Annotated in this window: 21 protein-coding genes and 1 tRNA gene; 7 read left to right on the top strand and 15 right to left on the bottom strand. The window is 40.9% G+C overall.

Going from position 1 to position 20,536, the window contains the following annotated elements; translation table 11 throughout:
- Positions 1-338: 338 nt before the first annotated feature.
- From E4S40_RS13035 to E4S40_RS13045, 3 genes are all read left to right on the top strand, one after another.
- On the top strand, positions 339-1,220 hold the full coding sequence (locus E4S40_RS13035) for an AAA family ATPase (RefSeq protein WP_135074859.1): 882 nt from the start codon (positions 339-341) through the stop codon (positions 1,218-1,220).
- Positions 1,195-2,172, top strand: coding sequence for a DUF3871 family protein (locus E4S40_RS13040; protein ID WP_135074862.1), 978 nt, complete (start codon positions 1,195-1,197; stop codon positions 2,170-2,172). Before E4S40_RS13035 ends, E4S40_RS13040 begins: the two co-directional genes overlap by 26 nt.
- Before the next feature lie 81 nt (positions 2,173-2,253).
- A complete protein-coding gene (locus E4S40_RS13045) occupies positions 2,254-2,706 on the top strand; it encodes a JAB domain-containing protein (protein WP_135074865.1) in 453 nt (150 codons plus the stop codon).
- A gap of 135 nt (positions 2,707-2,841) precedes the next feature.
- Here the strand turns inward: E4S40_RS13045 and E4S40_RS13050 are convergent.
- From E4S40_RS13050 to E4S40_RS13085, 8 genes are all read right to left on the bottom strand, one after another.
- Positions 2,842-2,929: transfer RNA gene (locus E4S40_RS13050), tRNA-Ser, on the bottom strand.
- Between the two features lie 93 nt (positions 2,930-3,022).
- Entirely contained in the window at positions 3,023-4,090 is a 1,068-nt protein-coding gene (locus E4S40_RS13055; RefSeq protein ID WP_135074868.1) for an asparaginase, read from the bottom strand.
- Positions 4,080-4,862, bottom strand: a complete 783-nt coding sequence (locus E4S40_RS13060) for a TatD family hydrolase (RefSeq protein ID WP_135074871.1) — start codon at positions 4,860-4,862, stop codon at positions 4,080-4,082. Before E4S40_RS13060 ends, E4S40_RS13055 begins: the two co-directional genes overlap by 11 nt.
- Positions 4,859-5,959: a glycosyltransferase gene (locus tag E4S40_RS13065; RefSeq protein ID WP_135074874.1), complete on the bottom strand. Its 1,101-nt coding sequence runs from the start codon at positions 5,957-5,959 to the stop codon at positions 4,859-4,861. The genes E4S40_RS13060 and E4S40_RS13065 overlap by 4 nt, the downstream gene beginning before the upstream one ends.
- Positions 5,960-6,589, bottom strand: a complete 630-nt coding sequence (locus tag E4S40_RS13070; protein ID WP_135074877.1) for a polysaccharide deacetylase family protein — start codon at positions 6,587-6,589, stop codon at positions 5,960-5,962.
- Positions 6,573-7,799, bottom strand: a complete 1,227-nt coding sequence (locus E4S40_RS13075; RefSeq protein ID WP_135074880.1) for a PP2C family protein-serine/threonine phosphatase — start codon at positions 7,797-7,799, stop codon at positions 6,573-6,575. The genes E4S40_RS13070 and E4S40_RS13075 overlap by 17 nt, the downstream gene beginning before the upstream one ends.
- Before the next feature lie 2 nt (positions 7,800-7,801).
- Positions 7,802-8,059, bottom strand: a complete 258-nt coding sequence (locus tag E4S40_RS13080; RefSeq protein ID WP_317129231.1) for a hypothetical protein — start codon at positions 8,057-8,059, stop codon at positions 7,802-7,804.
- On the bottom strand, positions 8,040-9,125 hold the full coding sequence (locus tag E4S40_RS13085; protein ID WP_161971806.1) for a glycosyltransferase: 1,086 nt from the start codon (positions 9,123-9,125) through the stop codon (positions 8,040-8,042). The genes E4S40_RS13080 and E4S40_RS13085 overlap by 20 nt, the downstream gene beginning before the upstream one ends.
- Positions 9,126-9,206: 81 nt before the next feature.
- Here E4S40_RS13085 and ruvC point away from each other — a divergent pair, with 81 nt between their 5' ends.
- The gene (ruvC, locus tag E4S40_RS13090; RefSeq protein WP_135074886.1) at positions 9,207-9,782 is read left to right on the top strand and encodes a crossover junction endodeoxyribonuclease RuvC; all 576 of its coding nucleotides are present in this window, start codon (positions 9,207-9,209) and stop codon (positions 9,780-9,782) included.
- A 146-nt stretch (positions 9,783-9,928) separates the two neighbouring features.
- Here ruvC and E4S40_RS13095 read toward each other — a convergent pair whose 3' ends face one another.
- Positions 9,929-10,489 carry a porin family protein gene (locus tag E4S40_RS13095; RefSeq protein ID WP_135074889.1) on the bottom strand — a complete coding sequence of 187 codons (561 nt, stop codon included), beginning with the start codon at positions 10,487-10,489 and terminating at the stop codon, positions 9,929-9,931.
- A gap of 85 nt (positions 10,490-10,574) precedes the next feature.
- Between E4S40_RS13095 and E4S40_RS13100 the strand changes: the two genes are divergently transcribed.
- The 3 genes from E4S40_RS13100 (at position 10,575) to E4S40_RS13110 (ending at position 13,614) form a co-directional block, all read left to right on the top strand.
- Positions 10,575-11,135 carry a Crp/Fnr family transcriptional regulator gene (locus E4S40_RS13100; RefSeq protein WP_135074892.1) on the top strand — a complete coding sequence of 187 codons (561 nt, stop codon included), beginning with the start codon at positions 10,575-10,577 and terminating at the stop codon, positions 11,133-11,135.
- A 77-nt stretch (positions 11,136-11,212) separates the two neighbouring features.
- The gene (locus E4S40_RS13105) at positions 11,213-12,508 is read left to right on the top strand and encodes a parallel beta-helix domain-containing protein (protein WP_135074895.1); all 1,296 of its coding nucleotides are present in this window, start codon (positions 11,213-11,215) and stop codon (positions 12,506-12,508) included.
- Positions 12,505-13,614 carry an SO2930 family diheme c-type cytochrome gene (locus E4S40_RS13110; RefSeq protein WP_135074897.1) on the top strand — a complete coding sequence of 370 codons (1,110 nt, stop codon included), beginning with the start codon at positions 12,505-12,507 and terminating at the stop codon, positions 13,612-13,614. The genes E4S40_RS13105 and E4S40_RS13110 overlap by 4 nt, the downstream gene beginning before the upstream one ends.
- On the opposite strand, the gene E4S40_RS13115 is transcribed toward E4S40_RS13110, so the two are convergent.
- From E4S40_RS13115 to E4S40_RS13140, 6 genes are all read right to left on the bottom strand, one after another.
- A complete protein-coding gene (locus tag E4S40_RS13115) occupies positions 13,607-14,680 on the bottom strand; it encodes an alanine racemase (protein ID WP_135074900.1) in 1,074 nt (357 codons plus the stop codon). The genes E4S40_RS13110 and E4S40_RS13115 overlap by 8 nt on opposite strands.
- 1 nt (position 14,681) lies before the next feature.
- On the bottom strand, positions 14,682-15,122 hold the full coding sequence (locus E4S40_RS13120) for a GNAT family N-acetyltransferase (RefSeq protein WP_135074903.1): 441 nt from the start codon (positions 15,120-15,122) through the stop codon (positions 14,682-14,684).
- Positions 15,109-16,554 carry a sodium:solute symporter family protein gene (locus tag E4S40_RS13125; RefSeq protein WP_135074906.1) on the bottom strand — a complete coding sequence of 482 codons (1,446 nt, stop codon included), beginning with the start codon at positions 16,552-16,554 and terminating at the stop codon, positions 15,109-15,111. Before E4S40_RS13125 ends, E4S40_RS13120 begins: the two co-directional genes overlap by 14 nt.
- A gap of 185 nt (positions 16,555-16,739) precedes the next feature.
- The gene (locus E4S40_RS13130; protein WP_135074909.1) at positions 16,740-17,489 is read right to left on the bottom strand and encodes a succinate dehydrogenase/fumarate reductase iron-sulfur subunit; all 750 of its coding nucleotides are present in this window, start codon (positions 17,487-17,489) and stop codon (positions 16,740-16,742) included.
- A 114-nt stretch (positions 17,490-17,603) separates the two neighbouring features.
- Positions 17,604-19,538 carry a fumarate reductase/succinate dehydrogenase flavoprotein subunit gene (locus tag E4S40_RS13135; protein WP_135074911.1) on the bottom strand — a complete coding sequence of 645 codons (1,935 nt, stop codon included), beginning with the start codon at positions 19,536-19,538 and terminating at the stop codon, positions 17,604-17,606.
- A gap of 13 nt (positions 19,539-19,551) precedes the next feature.
- Positions 19,552-20,232: a succinate dehydrogenase cytochrome b subunit gene (locus E4S40_RS13140; protein ID WP_135074914.1), complete on the bottom strand. Its 681-nt coding sequence runs from the start codon at positions 20,230-20,232 to the stop codon at positions 19,552-19,554.
- Between the last annotated feature and the right edge of the window lie 304 nt (positions 20,233-20,536).

The following is a 20,536-nucleotide window of genomic DNA, read 5'->3' on the forward strand; positions in this document are numbered from 1 at the left end:
ATTTACTTAAAAAGAAGGTGACCCCTGTCCAAAATTATACCCCCCTTCGAGGAGTACATAGACACATACCCCCCACCAAACATTTTTTGGGGTTAGTCCCCGATGGGTTTATTTAATCATAATGATACTGAAGCTGGATAAATCCTAACTTTTTCATTTAATCATAAAGTAACAGTATCTCATCACATTGCTTTGACTCTGGTCTGAATTTAAGTCACAAAGATTTATTCAGATAGCTTAACCGTGGATTTTAGAATTCGAAGAGGTGGACTTTTCCCACCTTTTTTTATGCCTAAAGTCCAGTAAATAAATCTTCCATATAATTAAGTATAGCACTTATGTCAAATCTCAATTTCAGAAGAGCTGCTAGAAAGCAAGCTAAAATCAAAATTGGGCTTCAGGGTTCAAGTGGCTCTGGGAAGTCCTATTCATCCTTATTGCTAGCCTTTGGGCTAGTTGGCAACTGGTCTAAGATAGCAGTAATTGACAGCGAGAATAATTCTGCTGATCTATATGCTCATCTTGGGGAATATAATGTAGTACCCATCTCAGCTCCCTATACTCCTGAGAAATATATCGAAGCCATTAACCTCTGTGTCCAACACGGAATGGAAGCGATTGTAATTGATAGCATTTCCCATGAATGGGAATATCTGGTGGATCATCATTCCAATATGCCTGGTAATTCCTTCCAGAATTGGGGTAAGATTACTCCTAGGCATAATTCATTTATTAATGGTATTCTCCAAGCTCCAGTACATGTAATTGCTACTATACGTAGCAAGCAGGATTATGTCCTTTCGGAGAAGAATGGAAAAATGGTTCCTGAAAAAGTAGGATTAAAAGGTGTTACCAGAGACGGAATGGACTATGAATTAACCATTGTCTTTGACATTGATTCCCGTCACCAAGCAAGAGCTTCAAAGGATAGGACAAATCTTTTTGTAGAAAAACCTGAATTCCAGATTACTCCTGAAACAGGAATAGCTGTAAGAGATTGGTGCAATATGATTGAGCCTACTGAAAAATCCGTGCCTACAGAAAAGCAGGATTTCGCAGGTAAAATCATGAATTGTAAGTCCTTAGAGGAGCTGTATGCCCTATACAAATCCTCTCCTGAGTTTCAGGATACTCACAAGGGTGCATTCCTTGAGCAACGTAACAAAATCGAATTTAACAGCAACTTCAAATCAAATGGAAAACTTAATATTGAATCATAATGGTGTCTATGAGGTGAATTCCGAAAGACCAAAAGCTTCTAGATTCTTGGAAGCAAATACCATTGAAATGAACTTAAATGAAATCAGGGATAAGCACATTATCCCTGTTTTTTTGAAGGATAATGAACCCGCAATTTCACAAGTGGATTTTGTGGAGGTAGTTAGTGAAGCAGCTAGAGCTCACTTTAATTTACCCTTTACTCCTGAGCCTTTTTTAAGGGTATCTCATCCAATCAAAGGAAGGATCTATGAAGCAAGACATAAGAAGGCTCAAGAGCTCCTAGATAATGAGAAAACTATCTATTATGAGCGCATGGCCTTTATGCTTCAAATTCCTGCCGTCACTACAGTGATTGGAGGTAATCCTATTGAATTAACCATAGGTGGAGTGAAGGCATATAATCTTGATAATCTGAATACTACCAAGGGTTCAAATGAGCATTTCAAGGTATTTGCAGGCTTCAAGAATACAGTCTGTACTAATCTCTGTATTTCTACGGACGGAGCACTGCTGGACTTATCTGTGAAATCCCTGGATGAATTATACTCTAGGGTTATATCCTTACTAACAACCTATGATGAGTCAAGTCATATTGATACTATGAATAGCTTTAATGAATTCCAGTTATCTGAGAATCAGTTTGCACAGATTATTGGGAAAGCTAGACTTTATCAGTATCTCCCAAAGGAGGAAAAGAAGGATATCCCTGAATTATTGATCAATGACACCATGATTTCAAGGGTGGCTGAATACTATTATTCCGATAGAAATTTCAAGCGTCAGAAGAATGGTAGCATTGACCTATGGAGATTCTTCAATCTTCTTACAGGGGCTGTAAAATCCTCCTACATTGATAAATTCCTAGAAAGAGAACTCAATAGCTTTGAATTCACAAGACAAGTTCAGAATGCTTTAGAAACAGGCCCAGAGGACTTCTGGTATTTAAATTAAGGGAACTGCAAATTCCAACTTCGAGCCCGCCAAATGGTGGGCTTTTTTATTTCCTAATCTTATTTCAATCACTTAATCGTAATGAAACCACATACTCTAAATGAAATCAAAATCAGCTATGAGCCAAATAGGGCTAGCTTTGATAATCTGACAATAAAAGACTCCAAAAGAGCATACGAATACCTCTACCCCTTATTCTCAGAGGATATCATTTCCCTACAGGAAGAGTTTATTGTGCTCTACCTGAATAGAGGGAATAAAATCCTTGGGTACTTCAAGGGATTCAAAGGAGGAAATGCCTCAGTAGTTTGCGATATTAAAATAATCTTGTCCATTGCGCTGAAAGGAATGGCTTCAAGCATCATCTTAGCACACAATCATCCTTCAGGTCAATTAATTCCGTCAGAACCTGATAAAGTCCTTACCAGGAAGGTTAGAAAAGCCTGTGAAGCTTTAGATTTATACTTAGCTGATCACATAATTGTAGCTCCAGAGGGAGGTTATTTCAGCTTTGCTGATGAAGGGCTTCTATGATTTCTTAAAAATATTATCTTTGATTATATCAATAATGTTTAACAGGCGGAGCCGCCAAATAGCCACTTTATCAATTCTTAAAAAATAAAAACCCCTGTAAATCAGATGTTTACAAGGGTTAATTACTCTAATCTGCAGAGAGGAAGGGATTCGAACCCTCGATACCCTTTAGGGGTATACACACTTTCCAGGCGTGCTCCTTCAACCACTCGGACACCTCTCTGTATGGTCTGTTGATTCATTTGCTGAATCGGAGTGCAAAGAAAAAAATTATTCTTTCCCTTTCCAAATTTCGTGAGAAAATCGCACCCCTTTTCTAGGTAGTCATCTCCCCAGCCAAAGGAATCGTTAAACGCTTTCGGATTTCGTCTCTATCGGTGTATTGCCCCAGTAAAAACATCAACTTCGTGATAGCCGCTTCGGTCGTCATATCAGCCCCACTAACCACACCAACATTCAGCAATTCCCGGGAAGTCTCATATCTTCCTTGAATCACCCGACCACCGTTACACTGGGAGACATTTAAGATGATCAAGCCCTTTTTGATAGCGCGCTCCAAGGAACGCATAAACCACGCTTCACTGGGACTATTTCCTGATCCATAGGTTTCAAGTACCACTCCTCGCAAACCGGGCGTTGCAAAACAGGCGTCCATAATCTGATCCGTGATTCCGGGAAAAAGCTTAAGAATCATCACCCGATTATCGAGCTCATTCATCAACTGAAGTTTGCGATTCGGTTCATAAGGCCGAATGGCTGCCGTGTGATAATCGATCACAATCCCGGATTCAGCTAAAGGAGGATAATTTTCCGATTCAAAGGCATCAAAATGTACACTCTGCACTTTTTTCGAACGGTTACCCCTCAATAGCATGTGATTGAAGAAAATACAAACTTCTGGAACGAGAGGCTTATCATCGATTTTAGCGGTGGCGATTTCCAAGCTAGTCATCAAATTTTCCCGCGCATCTGAGCGTAAAGCCGAGATGGGAAGTTGCGCTCCTGTAAAAATCACAGGTTTATTCAATCCATGAAGCATGTAGCTGAGCATGGAAGCCGAGTAGGCCATTGTATCCGTACCATGCAACACGACAAACCCATCGTAGCTGTCATAATTTTCATGGATGATATAAGCCATATCCTTCCAATGTAGCATAGACACATTGGAGGAATCAATCGGTGAAGGAAAAGAAATCACCGTAATAGCCACATTCAGATTGGAAAGAATGGGTATTTTTTCCAAAATCTGCCCAAAATTAAAAGGAACCAAGGAACCGCTTTCATCATAAGCCATCCCCAAAGTACCTCCCGTGTAAATAATCAGAACAGAGGAGGTCTTACTCGTTTTTGCCTGCGTATTGAGTCGGACTATTTTATAATTCATAGTCAAATTCCTTAAATAATGCGAGTGCGTTTTCCTTCGTTACTCGAGCAACCTCAGATGAACTAATTTTCATCAAATCTCCCACCCGCTCTGCAATATAAGGCAAATAAGCAGGTGTGTTTCGTTTCCCCCGAAAAGGAACCGGCGCTAAGTATGGGGCATCAGTCTCCAGGACCAAATTTTTGAGTTTCAGATGAGGAAGTACCTGATCCAAACCTCCATTTTTATAAGTAACCACTCCTCCAATTCCTAAGAGAAAGCCTAATTCAATAATCTGCTGAGCCTGATCGAGATTTCCCGTAAAGCAATGGAAAATTCCTTTTAAGTTCCCGTCCTGCATTTCCCGAACAATGGCTATAGTCTCATCCATGGAATCCCGACAATGTAGGACGATAGGTAAATTCAGGGATTTTGCCCAAGTAATTTGCTCACGAAGTGCCTGTTTTTGCTCTTCGAAAAAGGTTTTATCCCAATACAAATCCAATCCTATTTCACCTACTGCTGCAAAAGGTCGCTTCCAAAGCCAATCTTTCATTACTTCCAATTGCGCTTCGAAGTCTTCTTTGACATCACAAGGATGTAGACCCATCATAGGAATACAAAAACCCGGATAGGATTTTTCCATTTCCAGCATTTCGTCGATGGACTCCACATCGATATTAGGCATGTAGATTCGTTCTACCCCTGCTTCTCGAATCTCCTGCATTACCGCATCCTTATCGGACTCGAACTTGCGTGAATAAATATGAGCGTGTGTATCGATTAAATTCATGAGTAGCTTCTTGATTTCCACTTGGTAGCGGAAGGCCAAAAGTAATAAAGAATCGTCAGCAGGGTAATAGGCAATAAGTAAAAATCAAAGAGAAGGGTAGTAAAAAATGACGGTGATTTGCCAGCTTTTCTGGCAAACATGAGGAGAAAAAATGCCTGAAGAGTTGATTTTGAAAACCAAATTCCTAACCCCATGGGAAGGTTGAGGAAAAGTAAGTAGACGATAGCTGGAAAGTAAAAAAACTGCAAAGCCAATAATGCTTTCATGTAAATAGGTAAAGTCATGACTCCATACATCCACCGCTTTCGTTGAATCAGTAAATCCCTCCAAGAGCATTCTGCTTTGGTTTTGGTCAAAGCTTCTGGACATACCTGATTTTGAATTAAAAAACCCTTCCGAAGTACAGCTTTAGAAAGCTCCAAGTCCTCAGTCAAGCTGAAAGTTAAATTTTCGAATCCTCCACTAGCCTTATAGGCCTTTCGGGAAATACACATATTATTTCCTAATCCTGTGGTGGGAACTCGCCAATCCGTGGCCACTTTAACCAAGCTAAGGGTCAGCCACCAATCCAATTCCTGGAATTTCCCTAAAAGATTACCCCCTTTCACTTGCGTTACTCCGATTACCATTCCTGCTTTTTCAGAGAAGCCCCCTAGCAAAGCCTCAATCCAACTTGGTGGAACTTGGCAATCTGCGTCCGTAAAAAAGAGATACTCCCCTTGGCTTTCCTTTTCAATTAAGGCTATGGCTTGGGCTTTTGGATTTTTTGTGGGATCAAATTCCTCAACTCTATAAACCATCGCATTAGGCTGCTTTTGGCACCATTCACTTAAAATTGAAAAGGTAGCATCCTCGCTTTGATCATCAGCAAATAAAAACTCGATTTTATTCGAAGGATAATTCAAATTCTCAAAGGATTCCAAAAGTTTGGGAAGAAAGAATTCCTCATTTCGAGCAGCCACCAAAACCGAAACGAAGGGAAGGGAATCTGACTTTTTTTTAAAGGGAAATGATTTCCAAACGAATAGAATATGACAGATACCTAATACAAACTGCACCAGAATAAATGAAATGATAAAGTATATGATCAGTTCCATTTATAAGACCCCTGTTTGCAGTCCTCTCTCTATTAATTGATCCAAAAAGTCAGGCAACACCTTCGGTAGCACTTCCCCGGTCTTTTCCTGATCATGAAAAACGACTATAGATCCCGGCTCCAATTTTTTCAAGCTAGCCTGTAGAATCTTATCTGGGCTAAGCTTTGGATCGTAATCACCGGTCAAAATATCCCACATGACTATTTGCTTTTCTTGAGCGAGGGCCTTCGCTTGGCTTGGTTTCATCCAACCATAAGGAGGTCGGAAAAGTGATGTTTCAAACCCTAAAACCTCCTGAAAAATCTGATCACATTTTTGCACATCTTCCAAATACGTTTCCTTAGAATACCGCAAGCCATGCAGGTGGTGAAAGGTGTGATTACCGATAGAATGGCCTGCTTTCAGAACTTCCCGAGCAAGATTAGAGTGTTTTCGAACATTGTCCCCAACCATAAAAAAAGTCGCTTTCTGCCCTCTTTTCTCCAATTGATCAAGGACATAGTCTGTCACTCCCGGAACTGGTCCATCATCAAAAGTCAAATAAATAGATTGATCGTCCGTCTTTTTTTGCCAGATTCGATAAGGGAATATTCGCTGAACCCAGCTCGGTGTTTTATGAGCGGGAACCATAAAAGAAACGAAGGCTAAACAAGGTCAAATCATCCCGAAGCGGTTCTTCGCCTCTGAACTCTTTTAGTTTTTTCAGAAATTCATCATGGAAAGTTCGCGGATCCACACAAATATGACCGGAAACAAAATCCTGAAAACGCACTTCTCCGAATTCCTCATCTGCTGAATCCATCACTTCAGTCAGGCCATCCGTGTACAGATGAATGGTAAAATCCCCAGTCAATTGACGGCTACCTAATTCCAAAAAAGGCAACTCATCAAATGCCCCCAGTATGGTCGTCCCAGCTTCCAACAACTCGGTTTTCATTTTGTCTTCCCGACAAAGAATGGGTGGATTATGGCCGGCATTGACGAAATCAAGCTTTCCGTTTCGGAAATCGAATTTCCCAAGGAAAAAGGTGATAAAACGCTCCCCTTTTGTATTCTCAAACAAGGTATAATTCAATTGCCGAACTACGGTCTCCAAGGAGGCATTGCTTCGGAGAAGTGTGCGAAGGGCTGCCTGAAAATTGGACATAAGCATAGCGGCTGCCATTCCCTTTCCAGAGACATCTGCCACGCAGAAATAAACCAAATCATCCCCATGCTGAATCAGGTCGTAATAATCTCCCCCAACCATGCTATGTGGGATGTAAGTCACCTTGGCCTGTAACTCCCCATCATGTGGCAATTCACTTGGCAAAAGCATCTGCTGCACTTGGGAAGCAATTTCAATTTCCCGATTCAGCACTTCCTGCTGAAGCTGCTTTCTGGCAAATCGCTTATTCTCCAATGCCACCACCAAAATATTGGTTAAGGCCTGCGTAAAATCCAAATCAATTTCACCTTCTTGGTTTTTCCGCTTAAAAAATAGAATTGCCAGCATCTTGTCCTTGTGATAAACCGGCAAATAGGTCTCCAATTCATCAAAGGAAAAGCCCTCAGACAAATGAAGTTCCAAGCGATGTCTATCCTTATGTTCTTTGATCTGATCAAAGGAAATCAGACTTGGAACCGAGCCCTTGATTCCATGGGAAATTTTCTTTTCGAAGCCCTTATCTGAGCGAACATACAAGAGTAAAGAGCGGATATTCAAATGCACCAAACAGGTAAATTTGAAAATATCCGCCAAAACATGCTCAGGCTGATTCTCATTGATCGCCTGAGTAATCTCCAGGAGTGACTTTAACTCCAGTTCTTTACGTTGATATTTTTGGTTTTCAGGTGACAAAATCAAAGGGCATTATGGGCCATCAGACCCTTTTTGGTGGCTAAGAATAACATCTCTTTCCCATTCTCCAAAATATTGATCGCTCCAAATAATTCATCATCCGGAGCAGAAAGACACTTGATGAAAGCCTTGCGGTATAGGGAATCCAAGGTATCTAAAAGGCGATCTTCCGACCAATTCAAAGTCTCCTGAAGGTAATCATAAGGCTGGACAAAATAGAGCTCGTCCAGCAGGTCAAATTCATCTTCCGTCATTTCCATGATTCCCAAAATTAACATTTCCTTGAATCCTTCTGCCTTTCCATTGATAATTTCCCTTAATTGCCTTTACTCCTATAAAAACTGAATACAAAGGATGCCATAAACTCGTCAAAACAAAAGCCCAAAAAGGAACCGGACTTTTGAAGAATTTTGTAATAGATCCTAATGAAAGATATTCGGCTAAAATTTTGACGCTAAAAACGAAAGCAAGCCAAACCAAGCCCCAATTTTCAAAAAAAATCAATCCAAAGGCCCCTAACCAAACCAACTGTAGAAAAGCTATGAAAAATGCAGAGGCTGCATGAAAGAATGATTTATGAGCTTTCCATTTTCCGGCCCAGCGTATCCGTTGATTAAACAAGGCTTGCCAGGACATTTCCCCCTGAGTCAATACCAAGGATTTCTTTGAAGGCATATAGCAAGTACTTTCAGGCCCGAATTTCCGGACAATCTTTTTTAGAAGAAACTCATCATCTCCTGAAAGCCATTGCTCATTTCCCTGATAACCCTCCACTTCTTCAAATGCTTTTTTGCGAAAAGCCAAGTTTGCCCCACTACACATTAAGGGCGTTTTCATCTCAAACGAAACTCCAGTAAGCAATTGAATACTAGCCCAATCTAAGGTTTGAAAGAAAGACAAAAATGAGTTTGAGGACCGAACCAAAACAGGCCCAGCAACTAGTTGAATTCTGGAATCTTGAAAAGGTAAAAGCAGGGTTTCAAGCCAATTGGCATGGAATTCACAATCTGCATCTGTGGTAACAATTATTTCACCGTTGGCCTGATGAATCCCCTTTTGCAAAGCAGCTTTCTTTCCTACCCCATCACTGGAATAAATTTTAAAAAGTGGGTTTTTACCTACTAACTGTTCCAGAAGCTCTAAGGAATCATCCTCACTTTTATCATTAATGAAGATAATTTCAAGGTTAGGGAAATGAATTTTTTGGAGGTTTTGGATTAAAATCGGAAGTCGAGACGCCTCATTCCGAATCGGAATCAACAAGCTAACTTTGGGAGAAAAAGGATGGTCTGAATATTTCTGGCCTGGTATTTTAAGCCATACCATTTTTAGATAGCCTAAGAAAAGCAAATAGATTAGGGACCAGAGCAAATAAAAACTTAGCATCTTTTCGGCTATCTTGCGAAGGTGAGTAAAGAAGCTAAAAAACCCTCAAAGGAAAAAATCATTTTAGGAATTGACCCCGGAACAAACGTGATGGGCTATGGATTGATTCTGACTGAAGGCAAGCAATACAAACTCCTTCAGTATGGGGTCATTCACCTAAAGAAATACGGTAGTCACGAGCTGAAGCTCAAAAAGATATTTGAGCGAATTACCGGGATTTTGGAGGAATTTATGCCGGATTCGGTCGCTTTGGAAGCTCCTTTCTATGGCGCCAACGTTCAATCCATGCTCAAACTTGGAAGAGCCCAAGGAGTGGCGATGGCTGCTGCTCTTGCTAGAGAAATCCCAATCACGGAATATTCTCCTAAAAAGGTGAAACAATCTGTAACAGGAAACGGAAACGCTTCCAAAGAACAGGTTGCTGCTATGCTCCAAACCCTATTCAAACTTGAAGAAATCCCGAAACTTCTGGATGCTACAGACGCTTTAGCAGTAGCCCTTTGCCATCACTTTCATGAGGGCCGTGTACAAAGTAGAGGAAGGTCTGCAGGATGGAAATCTTTCATTGAGGAAAACCCCAATCGAATCAAAAAATAAAGAGGCTGCCTTACAAATCGTTCTAATGTCAGCCTGAGCAAAGTCGTTGGCCATATATTTCAATCTGAACCAAAATTCGACTTCCAGCCTACTGGCGAGGCTGGCGCTCAATATGACAAACTTTACTTTTGAGGCAGCCTCTTCAATTAGTATTTGCGGTAAATATCGTAACCAAGCGATAATTTCAATACTCGGTTTTTTACATCTGTATCGTAGTAATTCAGGCTTGACAAACCGATGTCATAACTCAATTGGAAGTTGATTTTTTCTGTTACGTAAGCCGATATACCCACTACCCCACCAAAATCATAGCCTTTGATCGGGTCAGTTGCTGTTTGGATATCGCCAGATTCTTCGCGTTTTCTAGAAACCAATACACTCACCTGAGGTCCCGCAAAGACATTAATCGCTGGTAGAAAATTCAATCGAACCAAAAGTGGAAAATCCACATAATTTAAAGACTCAGTAATTACATCCCCATTCACAGGGTTGTTGGTTTCAAATCCTTTTTGAGCAAATTGAATCCCTGGCTCTACCTCCAGCATAGGCGTTCCTAATCTATAGTATACACCCCCATGAAAGCCTACATTCGCCTTGTAATTGGTATCAGAGAAGTTGGCGGAAGACAAACCTGCACGAATTCCAAATTGAGCCTGAGCAGAAAAAACAAGTCCAAGAAGGAAGAAAAGGACCAAAATCTTTCTCATATGTTCTAGATGTTTTAAATTTCCGATAAAACTAGTGGTTCAGGATTATTAAATATAGAATCTCCCAGATTTTTTATAGCCCGAAATGATAAAAACAGGTCTTTTTGAAAATATCACCGAAGTAAGCGAGGAAGCAAGAAATGCCTTCATTGGATATTTGGAAGAAATCCAAGCCGAAAAAGGGTACAAAATGGAAAAAGCCGGCGAAGTTAGTAATTACCTTTTTTACATAGCCCAAGGTTCGGCTAGGAGCTTTTATATTCGAGACAATCGGGACATCACTGTTTCTTTTTCCTTAGAAGGGGAATTTGTCACAGCCATGCACTCGTTTATCACCCGAAGTCCAAGCTATGAGACAATCGAAACCCTAGAAAAATCCTTACTCTATCGAATTTCCTACGAGAATCTACAGCGCTGTTTTCAGGAGTTTCAGGACCTAGAGCGAGTCTATCGAATTATTTTAGAGAAGTATTACATCGCTTTAGAGGAGCAGATGATCTTTACAAAATTTAAGTCTGCCAAAGAAAGATACCTGGAGTTGATGGAGAAAAAGCCAAAAATCATTCAGCGCGCTTCGGTAGGCCATATTGCTTCTTTTTTAGATATGACCATCGAAACCTTAAGTCGGGTACGATCCAAGATTTGATATTTTGACTTTTGTCAAGGTAGGGTTCAGGGGAAAAACTTAGATTTGAAATTATCCTCCCTATAAACCCGCCCACTATGAAAAAGTCTTCCTCTTATCCAGTTTTACTTCTTTTTATCTTGCTCATTCAGGCTTGTTGGGAAACGAGCCATGAACAGCTTTTTGACTCGAGTTTACTTCCCAAGCGAACTGCCGAAGAAGTGGAAGGAGTGGTTGAAGATTTTATTCTAGCTGAAAACAATCAAACTATTGAGATTGGCGAAGGATTTTTTGATTTGAAAACGCAACTAATTCTAGACAGCAAGGAAAACATCACCATCAAAGGTGCAGGGATGACAAAGACGGTGCTTTCCTTCCGGAATTTGAAAACCGGTGGTGAAGGGATGAAGATTGTAGGAAAAAATATTACCGTTGAAGATTTAACCATCGAAGATGCACCGGGAGATGGAATCAAAGCCCAGCATACCGATGGATTAACCCTTCGAAAAGTACACGTCACTTGGACGCATGGAAATAAATCCAAAAATGGGACCTATGCTCTCTACCCAGTTCAGTGCAAAAATGTAATGATCGATGAATGCATCGCAGCCCATTCGCGGGATGCTGGTATCTATGTGGGACAATCTGAAAATATCATAGTCAAAAACTCTTTGGCATATGGAAATGTGGCAGGGATAGAAATCGAGAACTGTGATAATGCGGAGGTTTTTGGGAATACAGCACGAAATAATTCCGGTGGCATTTTGGTTTTCAACCTTCCCGGCCTTCCAAAATCCGATGGAAAAGGAACGAAAATTTATAATAATCGGATCATCGAAAACAACCATAAAAACTTCGCGACTCCAATGGGAGAAGGACCAAATGGCAATACCGTGACGATGATTCCCCCGGGATCGGGAGTTGTGCTTTTAGCCGCTAAAGAAGTGGAAGTCTACGATAATGAGATTTTGAGAAATAAAACAGTGGGGGTTGCAGTAGCCAGTTATCAGATTACAGGCTTCCCAACAGATGCCCCCAATTGGTCACCCTACACCTCGGACATTTACATTCATGACAATGCCTATGATCGAAGCAAAGGCATGCCTGACCTGACCCATGAATTGGGACAATTGATCAGTTTGTACAATGCTCATGGAAAAGCAAAAACTCAGGATATTGTGTATGATGGGATTTTTGATGAAGGCAGAGGAAAGGATATTGAAGGAAATCCAATGAATATCTGTATTTCAGAACCGGGAATTAAGGATCTTTTATTTACTCGATTTGACCTGAGTCAGGGAGAGGATGACATTCAAAGCTATCCGGATGTAGCTCCTTTTACTCAATGCAATGTATCTGTAGAAACGGATGTAACTGAAATTGCTAGCCGATGAAAGGAAAAATCAAATTCTACCCCGCCCTTTTTGGAGCTATTTTCCTCCTTGCTTTTTCTGCCTGTAAAAAAGAATCAAATGAGGAATCAATGATATCCTTTGATCCTCAAAAAGATTCGGAAGAAGCAGATGGGAATTTCCCTTATCGATGGCTATCAACTTATGGGTTTTTTGAAGGAGATCTGAAAAATCTTTCACCAATTGAGGGTCTCATTCCCTACGAGCCTGCCTCTTCCCTATTCACCGATTACGCCCATAAATCCAGGTTTGTCTGGATTCCAGAAGGAGAAAAAGCAAAAATATCCGGCGATGAATTGGATTTACCAGAAGGGTCTGTTTTAGTCAAAAACTTTTATTATCCTGAAGACTTTTCAAAACCAACCGGAGAAAGACGAATTATTGAAACCCGTTTGATGATTCATCAAGCAAATGGTTGGGAAGCTTTTCCATATATCTGGAATGACAGCCAAACTGATGCAATACTAAAAGTAGTTGGGGGAGAAACAAAAGTGACCTATCGCGATGAAAAAGGAAAGGACCAGGTAATCAACTATCTGATTCCCAATAAAAACCAGTGCAAGACTTGCCATAATAAAAATGAAAAACTCGATCCTCTTGGAGTCGAAGTCAAGCATCTAAACTCAGAAAAGAAGATAAAAGGAGAGTCCGTTAATCAACTGGCTTATTGGGCCAATGTGGGAAAACTCGAAGGTTTCTTAGGCGAAAATGAACATCCAAAAATTGTTGATTATTCCAATGAAAGCCTTCCCCTAGCAGAACGCGCTAAAGCCTATTTGGATATCAATTGTGCTCATTGCCACCGGGAAGAAGGACCAGCCTCCACATCCGGACTTTTCCTAGGGTTTGACCAAACTGATCCACTTAAATTGGGAATAAACAAAACTCCGGTCGCTGCGGGAAATGGAGCTGGAAGTTTTCAGTTTGACATAGTTCCTGGGAAAGCAGACGAATCAATTTTGATTCACCGAATGAAAAGCACTGAAGTAGGAGTAGCCATGCCGGAGATTGGAAGAACTACTATCCACAAGGAAGGAGTTGAACTGATTCGAACTTGGATCAATTCCATGGATTCCAGCCCTAACTGATGACTTTCTTGTCGACATAGTTGGAGTTCAGGATTCCCAAAGCCCCCATGTATTTCAAATCAAAAGTCAGTATATCTCCAACCTTGTATTTGTTGGGATTATCCCCAAGGTTCATAATTAACATATCGGAACTAGCACCCAAAATTTCGATAGAATTGTCAGTAGGAAGTAAGTATTTGGGATCTACATCAAGAAGTCCAATATCCACAATAGCTCTGAAGGAGGTCTGTCCATAGAGTTCCTCATCAATTTCGGCTACTTCTCCTTGAGGATTTGCAGCAAGGTTTCCCACCGGAAGCATGGGTTTTTCCTGCATTTCAATGATTTCAGCATGAAGTTCAAACACATCCCCATGCATCCCGTCTATAACCTTTTCCTCAAACAAATCCACTCCAAAAAACAATGTCTCTCCTACCCGGAAGTGATTGACTCCTTTAGGTAATTGATGGGTCAACATCAATGGAATGGTCACGGAAGTACCTGCTGAAACCCATGGGATTTTTTTGTTGAATTTCAATTCAATGATCTGCTTATACAAAGACAATTGGATGAGTTTGTCAGTAGAAGGCATTACTCCATTAAGGCAATTCAAATTGGTCCCTAAGCCAATCACTTCAATATTTGGCAAATTGAAGACTTGAGAGTAAAAATCAATCAGCTGCTCTCCCATCACCCCTTCGCGAAGATCACCTGTCTCCACCATAATGATGATTTTATGGTTTTTCTTTTGCAAAACTGCCTCTTCACTGATCCAATGAATGGTCTCCAACTCGCTGTTGAGGCTGACATCAGCAAACTCCACCATTTTACCCACATTGCGCTTGGATACAGGCTTGATATAAACAGTCTGCACATCGGGATTCAGGCGCTTCACCATTGCCAGATTACTGATACGACTATCGTGAATTTCAGTGACCCCAAGATTAATAAGCTCTTGTAAGTAAAGTCTGTTACCGCACAACAACTTAGAAACCACTCCCCAGGCAATTCCATTTTCCTGAAAGATATTCTTCAGGAATTCATAGTTTTCTTTGAGTTTGGTTTTATTGAGTGTTAGGTAGGCCATCTTACTTTTTCAATCTCATTTCAAGGTATTTGTTTGTAAATCCAAGACGTTCATAAAGTCGCTTAGCAGGATTATCAGGCTCTACATGAAGAGCAACATCACCTTTTGCCAGTTTGAGTGCTTTTTCCATGATTTTAGCACCAATACCTTTTCCTCGCTGAGCGGCATCTACAGCGATATATACCAAGATGTTTTCAGGGATATAGCCAGACATGCCCGTATGATTCATTACCAAGGCTCCGACGATTTTTCCATTTTCCCTCGCAATGATCACAAAACCACCTGCATGAAGGCTATGGTCTAGCGCATAATCCAGGCACTTCATGATATGTTCCTTCGGATCCCCATACTTCCCCAAATGCTTCACCAGAAAATCTGCGATCTCATTTTTCTGAAGAAAGGTGGCATTATCAATTGCGGAGAGGGTTTCAAATTTTAGCATATCTATGTGTTTTTGTTTTTGGTTGAGGTTCAAGTCTATCAATCAATAAGAAGGTCATTAAGGAAAGTAGGAGCCCGAAAATATTTGGATCCAAACCTAAAGGCATTTCCCTATTGACAAAGGTTAATCCAGCTGTAAGCCCTCCTCCCATAACCATCGAACTGATAGCTGCCTTTGGATTACTCTTGTTAAAAAAGAGACCAAAGATGACAGGAACAAGCAAACCGGAAACCATAAAGGCATATGAATACAACATCAAACTCAGAACTTCGTTCATTTGCCAAGCCAATAAAAGTGCCACAGCTCCAATAGCGAGGGTAATCCACTGAGAAATCCGGACTTCTGCTCGGTGGGACCATTTACTGATTACCTTTCCCATTAAGTCCGTTGTCAAGTTTCCAGAAGCAGCCATCAAGCAGGAATCAGCAGTAGAAAGAACTGCCGAAAAATAGGCTGACATCATAAGTCCGAGTATCCCCGCGGGAAGGATTTGACTTAACAAAATCGGTAAACCCATTTCAGGATCCATACTTGCAGAGGCTCCTTTCAAAATTCCCTGTTCGACAGCTACCCGAGCAAGCAAACCCAAGGAAACACCCATAAAAGCCATGATGGGCCATTCAAATAAACCTGCAATAAACCATGCTTTTTTTGCTGATTTAGTATCCTTGGCTGCAAAAATCCGCTGGTAAAGTGTCATTCCAACAAACCAAATAGGGATAATCGTAATCCCCCAATTCACCAAATCTTGCCAGGTCAAGTTGGAAAAGGAGAAAAACTCGGAAGGAAGTGTAGCCTGAATTTCTTTCCAACCACCTACATAACTATAGGCCATAGGAATTCCGATTACCATCAATCCCAACATCAAGATGATCCATTGTACTGTATCTGTATAGATAACAGCTTTCAAACCGCCCATTACTGTATATACTACAGCAATTACTCCCATTATTAGAAGCGCTGTGGAAATATCCAATGCTTCAAATGTACCTGAAGCTAATTTGGCTCCTGCCAAAAGCTGAGAAGCCGTAAATCCTAAATAGCCCAAAAAACAGATGATCGCAGCTACTTTCGCTGTAGTCGAATTATACAAATGCCCCATAATTTGGGGGAAAGTGAAAAATTTTGAGAATGCTGCATCTGATTTAACTCTGGGAATCAATAAAACTGCAGCAATCCAAGCTCCTAAGAGTCCTGTAAAAAGCATCCATGATCCGGAAAGTCCTAGGGCAAAGCCAAGTCCTCCCAATCCAATCGAAAATCCTCCTCCCACATCAGTAGCTACCACAGATAGCCCAATGTGCCAAGCTCCAATACTTCTACCTCCTACGTAATAATCTTCCTGACCGGTGTTTTTTCTCATGAAATAGAAGCCCACACCGAGCATGACCAGCATATAAAAAACAAAGATCACCAGATCTATCCAATGCATTATATAGAGGGATTTGTATCAATTTGATTTAGAATATAATTTTTTAAAGTTAATCAATTCATGCCAAAAATGAAATAAAATTGGGTTTTTTGGGAAAATTTGATACAATAATCCAATTTTAGATTAGAATAGTGAAAAATAAAAAAGCCGGATCGCTCCGGCTTTTCAATCGATTTTGGAAAATATTACATATTCTCGCTGCTCACTACAGCTGAGAAATATTCTCTATTCATTCGTGCAATATTGGACAGGGAAATACCCTTTGGACATTCAGCTGCACAAGCACCTGTGTTGGTGCAAGCACCAAATCCTTCTGCATCCATTTGCGCGATCATTTTCTCTGCACGTTCCTTACGCTCTACCTGACCCTGTGGCAAAAGTGCCAATTGGGAAATTTTCGCAGAGGTAAATAGCATAGCAGAAGCATTTTTACAAGCTGCCACACAGGCTCCACAACCGATACAAGTGGCCGCGTCGAACGCCTCATCCGCAATCTTTTTCGGAATTGGAATTTCATTGGCATCAGGAACACCACCTGTATTAACAGATACATATCCACCTGCCTGAATAATTCTATCGAAGGCTGAACGGTCTACTACCAAATCCTTTACAACCGGGAAAGCTTTTGCTCTCCAAGGCTCAATGGTGATGGTATCTCCGTCAGTGAAGGAGCGCATGTGTAGCTGACAAGTGGTAGTCTGCTGAGGTCCATGAGGCTTTCCATTGATGTAAAGCGAACACATACCACAGATACCTTCTCGACAATCATGATCAAAATGAATAGGATCATCTCCCTTTTCAGTGAGCTCTTCGTTGAGCACGTCCATCATCTCCAAAAAGGACATGTCTTTGGAAATTCCATCTATTGGATAGGTGACAAAACCGCCTTGATCTGCTTTATTTTTTTGTCTCCAAACTTTTAAAGTAAGTTTCATGTCTGTGTCTTTTAAATTTCAAAGGTCACATGTAATCTCGCATGAATTGAATTATCGTTTCCTATAGATATTTCTACCATGCTCAATTCATATAACTATGAATCTTTGTCTTGATTATTTATAAGAACGCTGCGTCAACTTCACATTTTCAAACTCGAGAGGCTCTTTGTTAAGCTCCTCATCTTGTCCATCTCCCATGTATTTCCAAGCAGCTACATATGCGAAGTTTTCATCGTCACGTAGTGCTTCCCCATCAGCGGTCTGATATTCTTCTCGGAAGTGACCTCCACAGGATTCATTCCTGTTATAAGCATCATCAATCATCAATTCTCCTAGTTCAAGGAAATCAGCTACTCGATGTGCTTTTTCAAGAGTTTGGTTGAGTTCTTCGTTCTCACCCAATACTTTCACATCCTTCCAGAATTCAGCTCTTAACTCGCGTATCTCCTGCTTTGCCTTTTTAAGACCTTCTGCAGTTCGAGCCATTCCGCATTCATTCCACATGATTTTACCAAGCTTTTTGTGGAAGTAGTCCACAGACTTGGTACCGTTAATACTCAATAATTTCTGAATTCGATCTTTAACTTCCTGAGCAGTTTTTTCAAATTCAGGATGATTTGCATCAACCGGCTTAGTACCAATTTGCGCTAGATAATCCCCAACAGTGTAAGGAATCACGAAGTAACCATCAGCTAGACCTTGCATCAATGCTGAAGCCCCCAATCGGTTGGCTCCATGGTCAGAGAAGTTTGCTTCACCCAATGCATACAATCCTGGGATAGTTGTCATCAAATTATAATCAACCCAAAGTCCACCCATAGTGTAGTGAACAGCAGGATAAATCTTCATTGGTACTTGGTATGGATTTTCCCCGGTGATTTGCTGATACATATCGAAGAGGTTTCCATATTTCGCTCGGATCACATCTTCTCCGTCTCGCTTGATAGCATCTCGGAAATCCAAGAATACTGCTTCACCGGTTTCATTCACTCCTCGGCCTTCGTCACAAACGTATTTAGCATTTCTTGAAGCTACGTCACGAGGAACAAGGTTACCGAAGGAAGGATATTTTCTTTCCAAATAGTAATCCCGCTCGTTTTCAGGGATATCGTTGGCCTTGATTTGTCCTTTACGAAGCTTCTCTGCCATCTCTACTGTAGCAGGAACCCAAACTCGACCATCGTTTCGAAGTGACTCAGACATCAATGTCAATTTAGACTGATGATCACCTGAAACAGGAATACATGTTGGGTGAATTTGGGTGTAGCAAGGGTTAGCGAAATACGCTCCACGCTTGTGCGCTCTCCAGGCAGCCGTAACGTTTGATCCCATCGCATTCGTGGAAAGGAAGAATACGTTTCCATAACCACCAGTACAAAGAAGAACTGCATGGGCCGCATGCGTTTCGATTGCTCCAGTTATCAAATTTCGTGTAACGATACCTCTCGCATGTCCATCGATAACAACAACGTCCATCATTTCGGTACGCGGGTAAAGCTTCACTTTTCCATTTGCTACCTGACGGCTTAATGCGGAGTAAGCTCCCAAAAGCAATTGCTGTCCAGTTTGACCTCTAGCGTAGAATGTTCTGGAAACCTGCGCACCACCGAAAGATCGGTTAGCTAACAAACCTCCATATTCACGAGCAAAAGGAACACCTTGAGCCACACACTGGTCGATGATATTTACAGAGACTTCAGCAAGTCGGTAAACATTACCTTCTCTTGCACGATAGTCACCTCCTTTAATCGTATCATAAAACAGACGGAAGATTGAGTCTCCGTCATTTTGATAGTTTTTCGCAGCGTTGATACCTCCCTGAGCAGCAATAGAGTGTGCTCTTCGAGGGCTGTCTTGGAAACAGAAGGCTTTTACATTATACCCCAACTCAGCCAAAGAAGCTGCAGCGGAAGCACCTGCCAAGCCGGTACCCACCACGATTACCTCGTACTTTCTTTTATTCGCCGGATTGACCAGCTTCATGTTAAACTTATGCTTGGTCCATTTTTCCGCCAAAGGACCGGCTGGTATTTTGGAATCTAGTATCATAAAAGACGATGGATTAGCTAGTGAAATAAATATAAAGTGGCATGCTGGCGAATAAAACCGGCACCACGATGCAGTATATTCTTCCGATAAGTTCGATAGCAGGAGAATATTTCACATGGTTCAAGCCTAGTGTTTGAAAGGCACTTGCAAAACCATGAGACAAGTGAAAGCTCAAGAATCCCATTGCAATCACATATCCCGCTACCAAAATTTCATTTTGGAATGCAAACTGAACAATCTGATAAAGATCCTTATAAGTTTCTCCCTCATAGGTCACCATCGGCATATCGCCCCAGTGCATTTTTGCCCAGAATCCCTGCATGTGTACCACTAAGAAAATGAGAATAATGGTACCTAAAACTCCCATATTTCTGGAAGACCAGGCAGAATTGGTAGATGCTTTTGACTCAGCATAGCCCACAGGTCTAGCTGATTTGTTTTTGCGAGTAAGGAGAATTGAATAAATCACGTGGGCGATTACAGATATATATGTCAAGTAAGACAAAATCTTCACCGCCGGATTAGTGGTCATAAATTGGGCATATTTGTTAAATGCCTCACCACCGTCTCCTTTAAACAACAACATGTTACCAGAAACATGGCCTGTCAAAAACAGGATGAGGAAGAGACCTGTCAAAGCCATGATCAGCTTTCTTCCCAAGGTGCTACTTAAGGTTTTTGTAACCCAGCTCATAGAATTTTTTTCTTTTGTTAAAACGAATGTCTTATTTCTATACCGGGACCAAATTTACGCCTCCGACAGCTAGCAAACAATCCATTCGTAAAGCCCTAAGTTATTTTAAAACGTTCTAAATAATTTTTGAAAATTCTACTCGTTTTCCGCTAAATTGTTGATCAATCAACAGCCTGTTCAATTTTATTGTTTGATTTTAAGCAGAATTTCTACTTACTTCCATTTATTTCGTATAGAGCTAAAAAACCTACGTTTGACTAACTCCAACCTTTCATGTCTAAAAGGAGTTTTGATTATCATAGGA

Source organism: Algoriphagus kandeliae (assembly GCF_004571135.1).
Lineage (GTDB): Bacteria > Bacteroidota > Bacteroidia > Cytophagales > Cyclobacteriaceae > Algoriphagus > Algoriphagus kandeliae.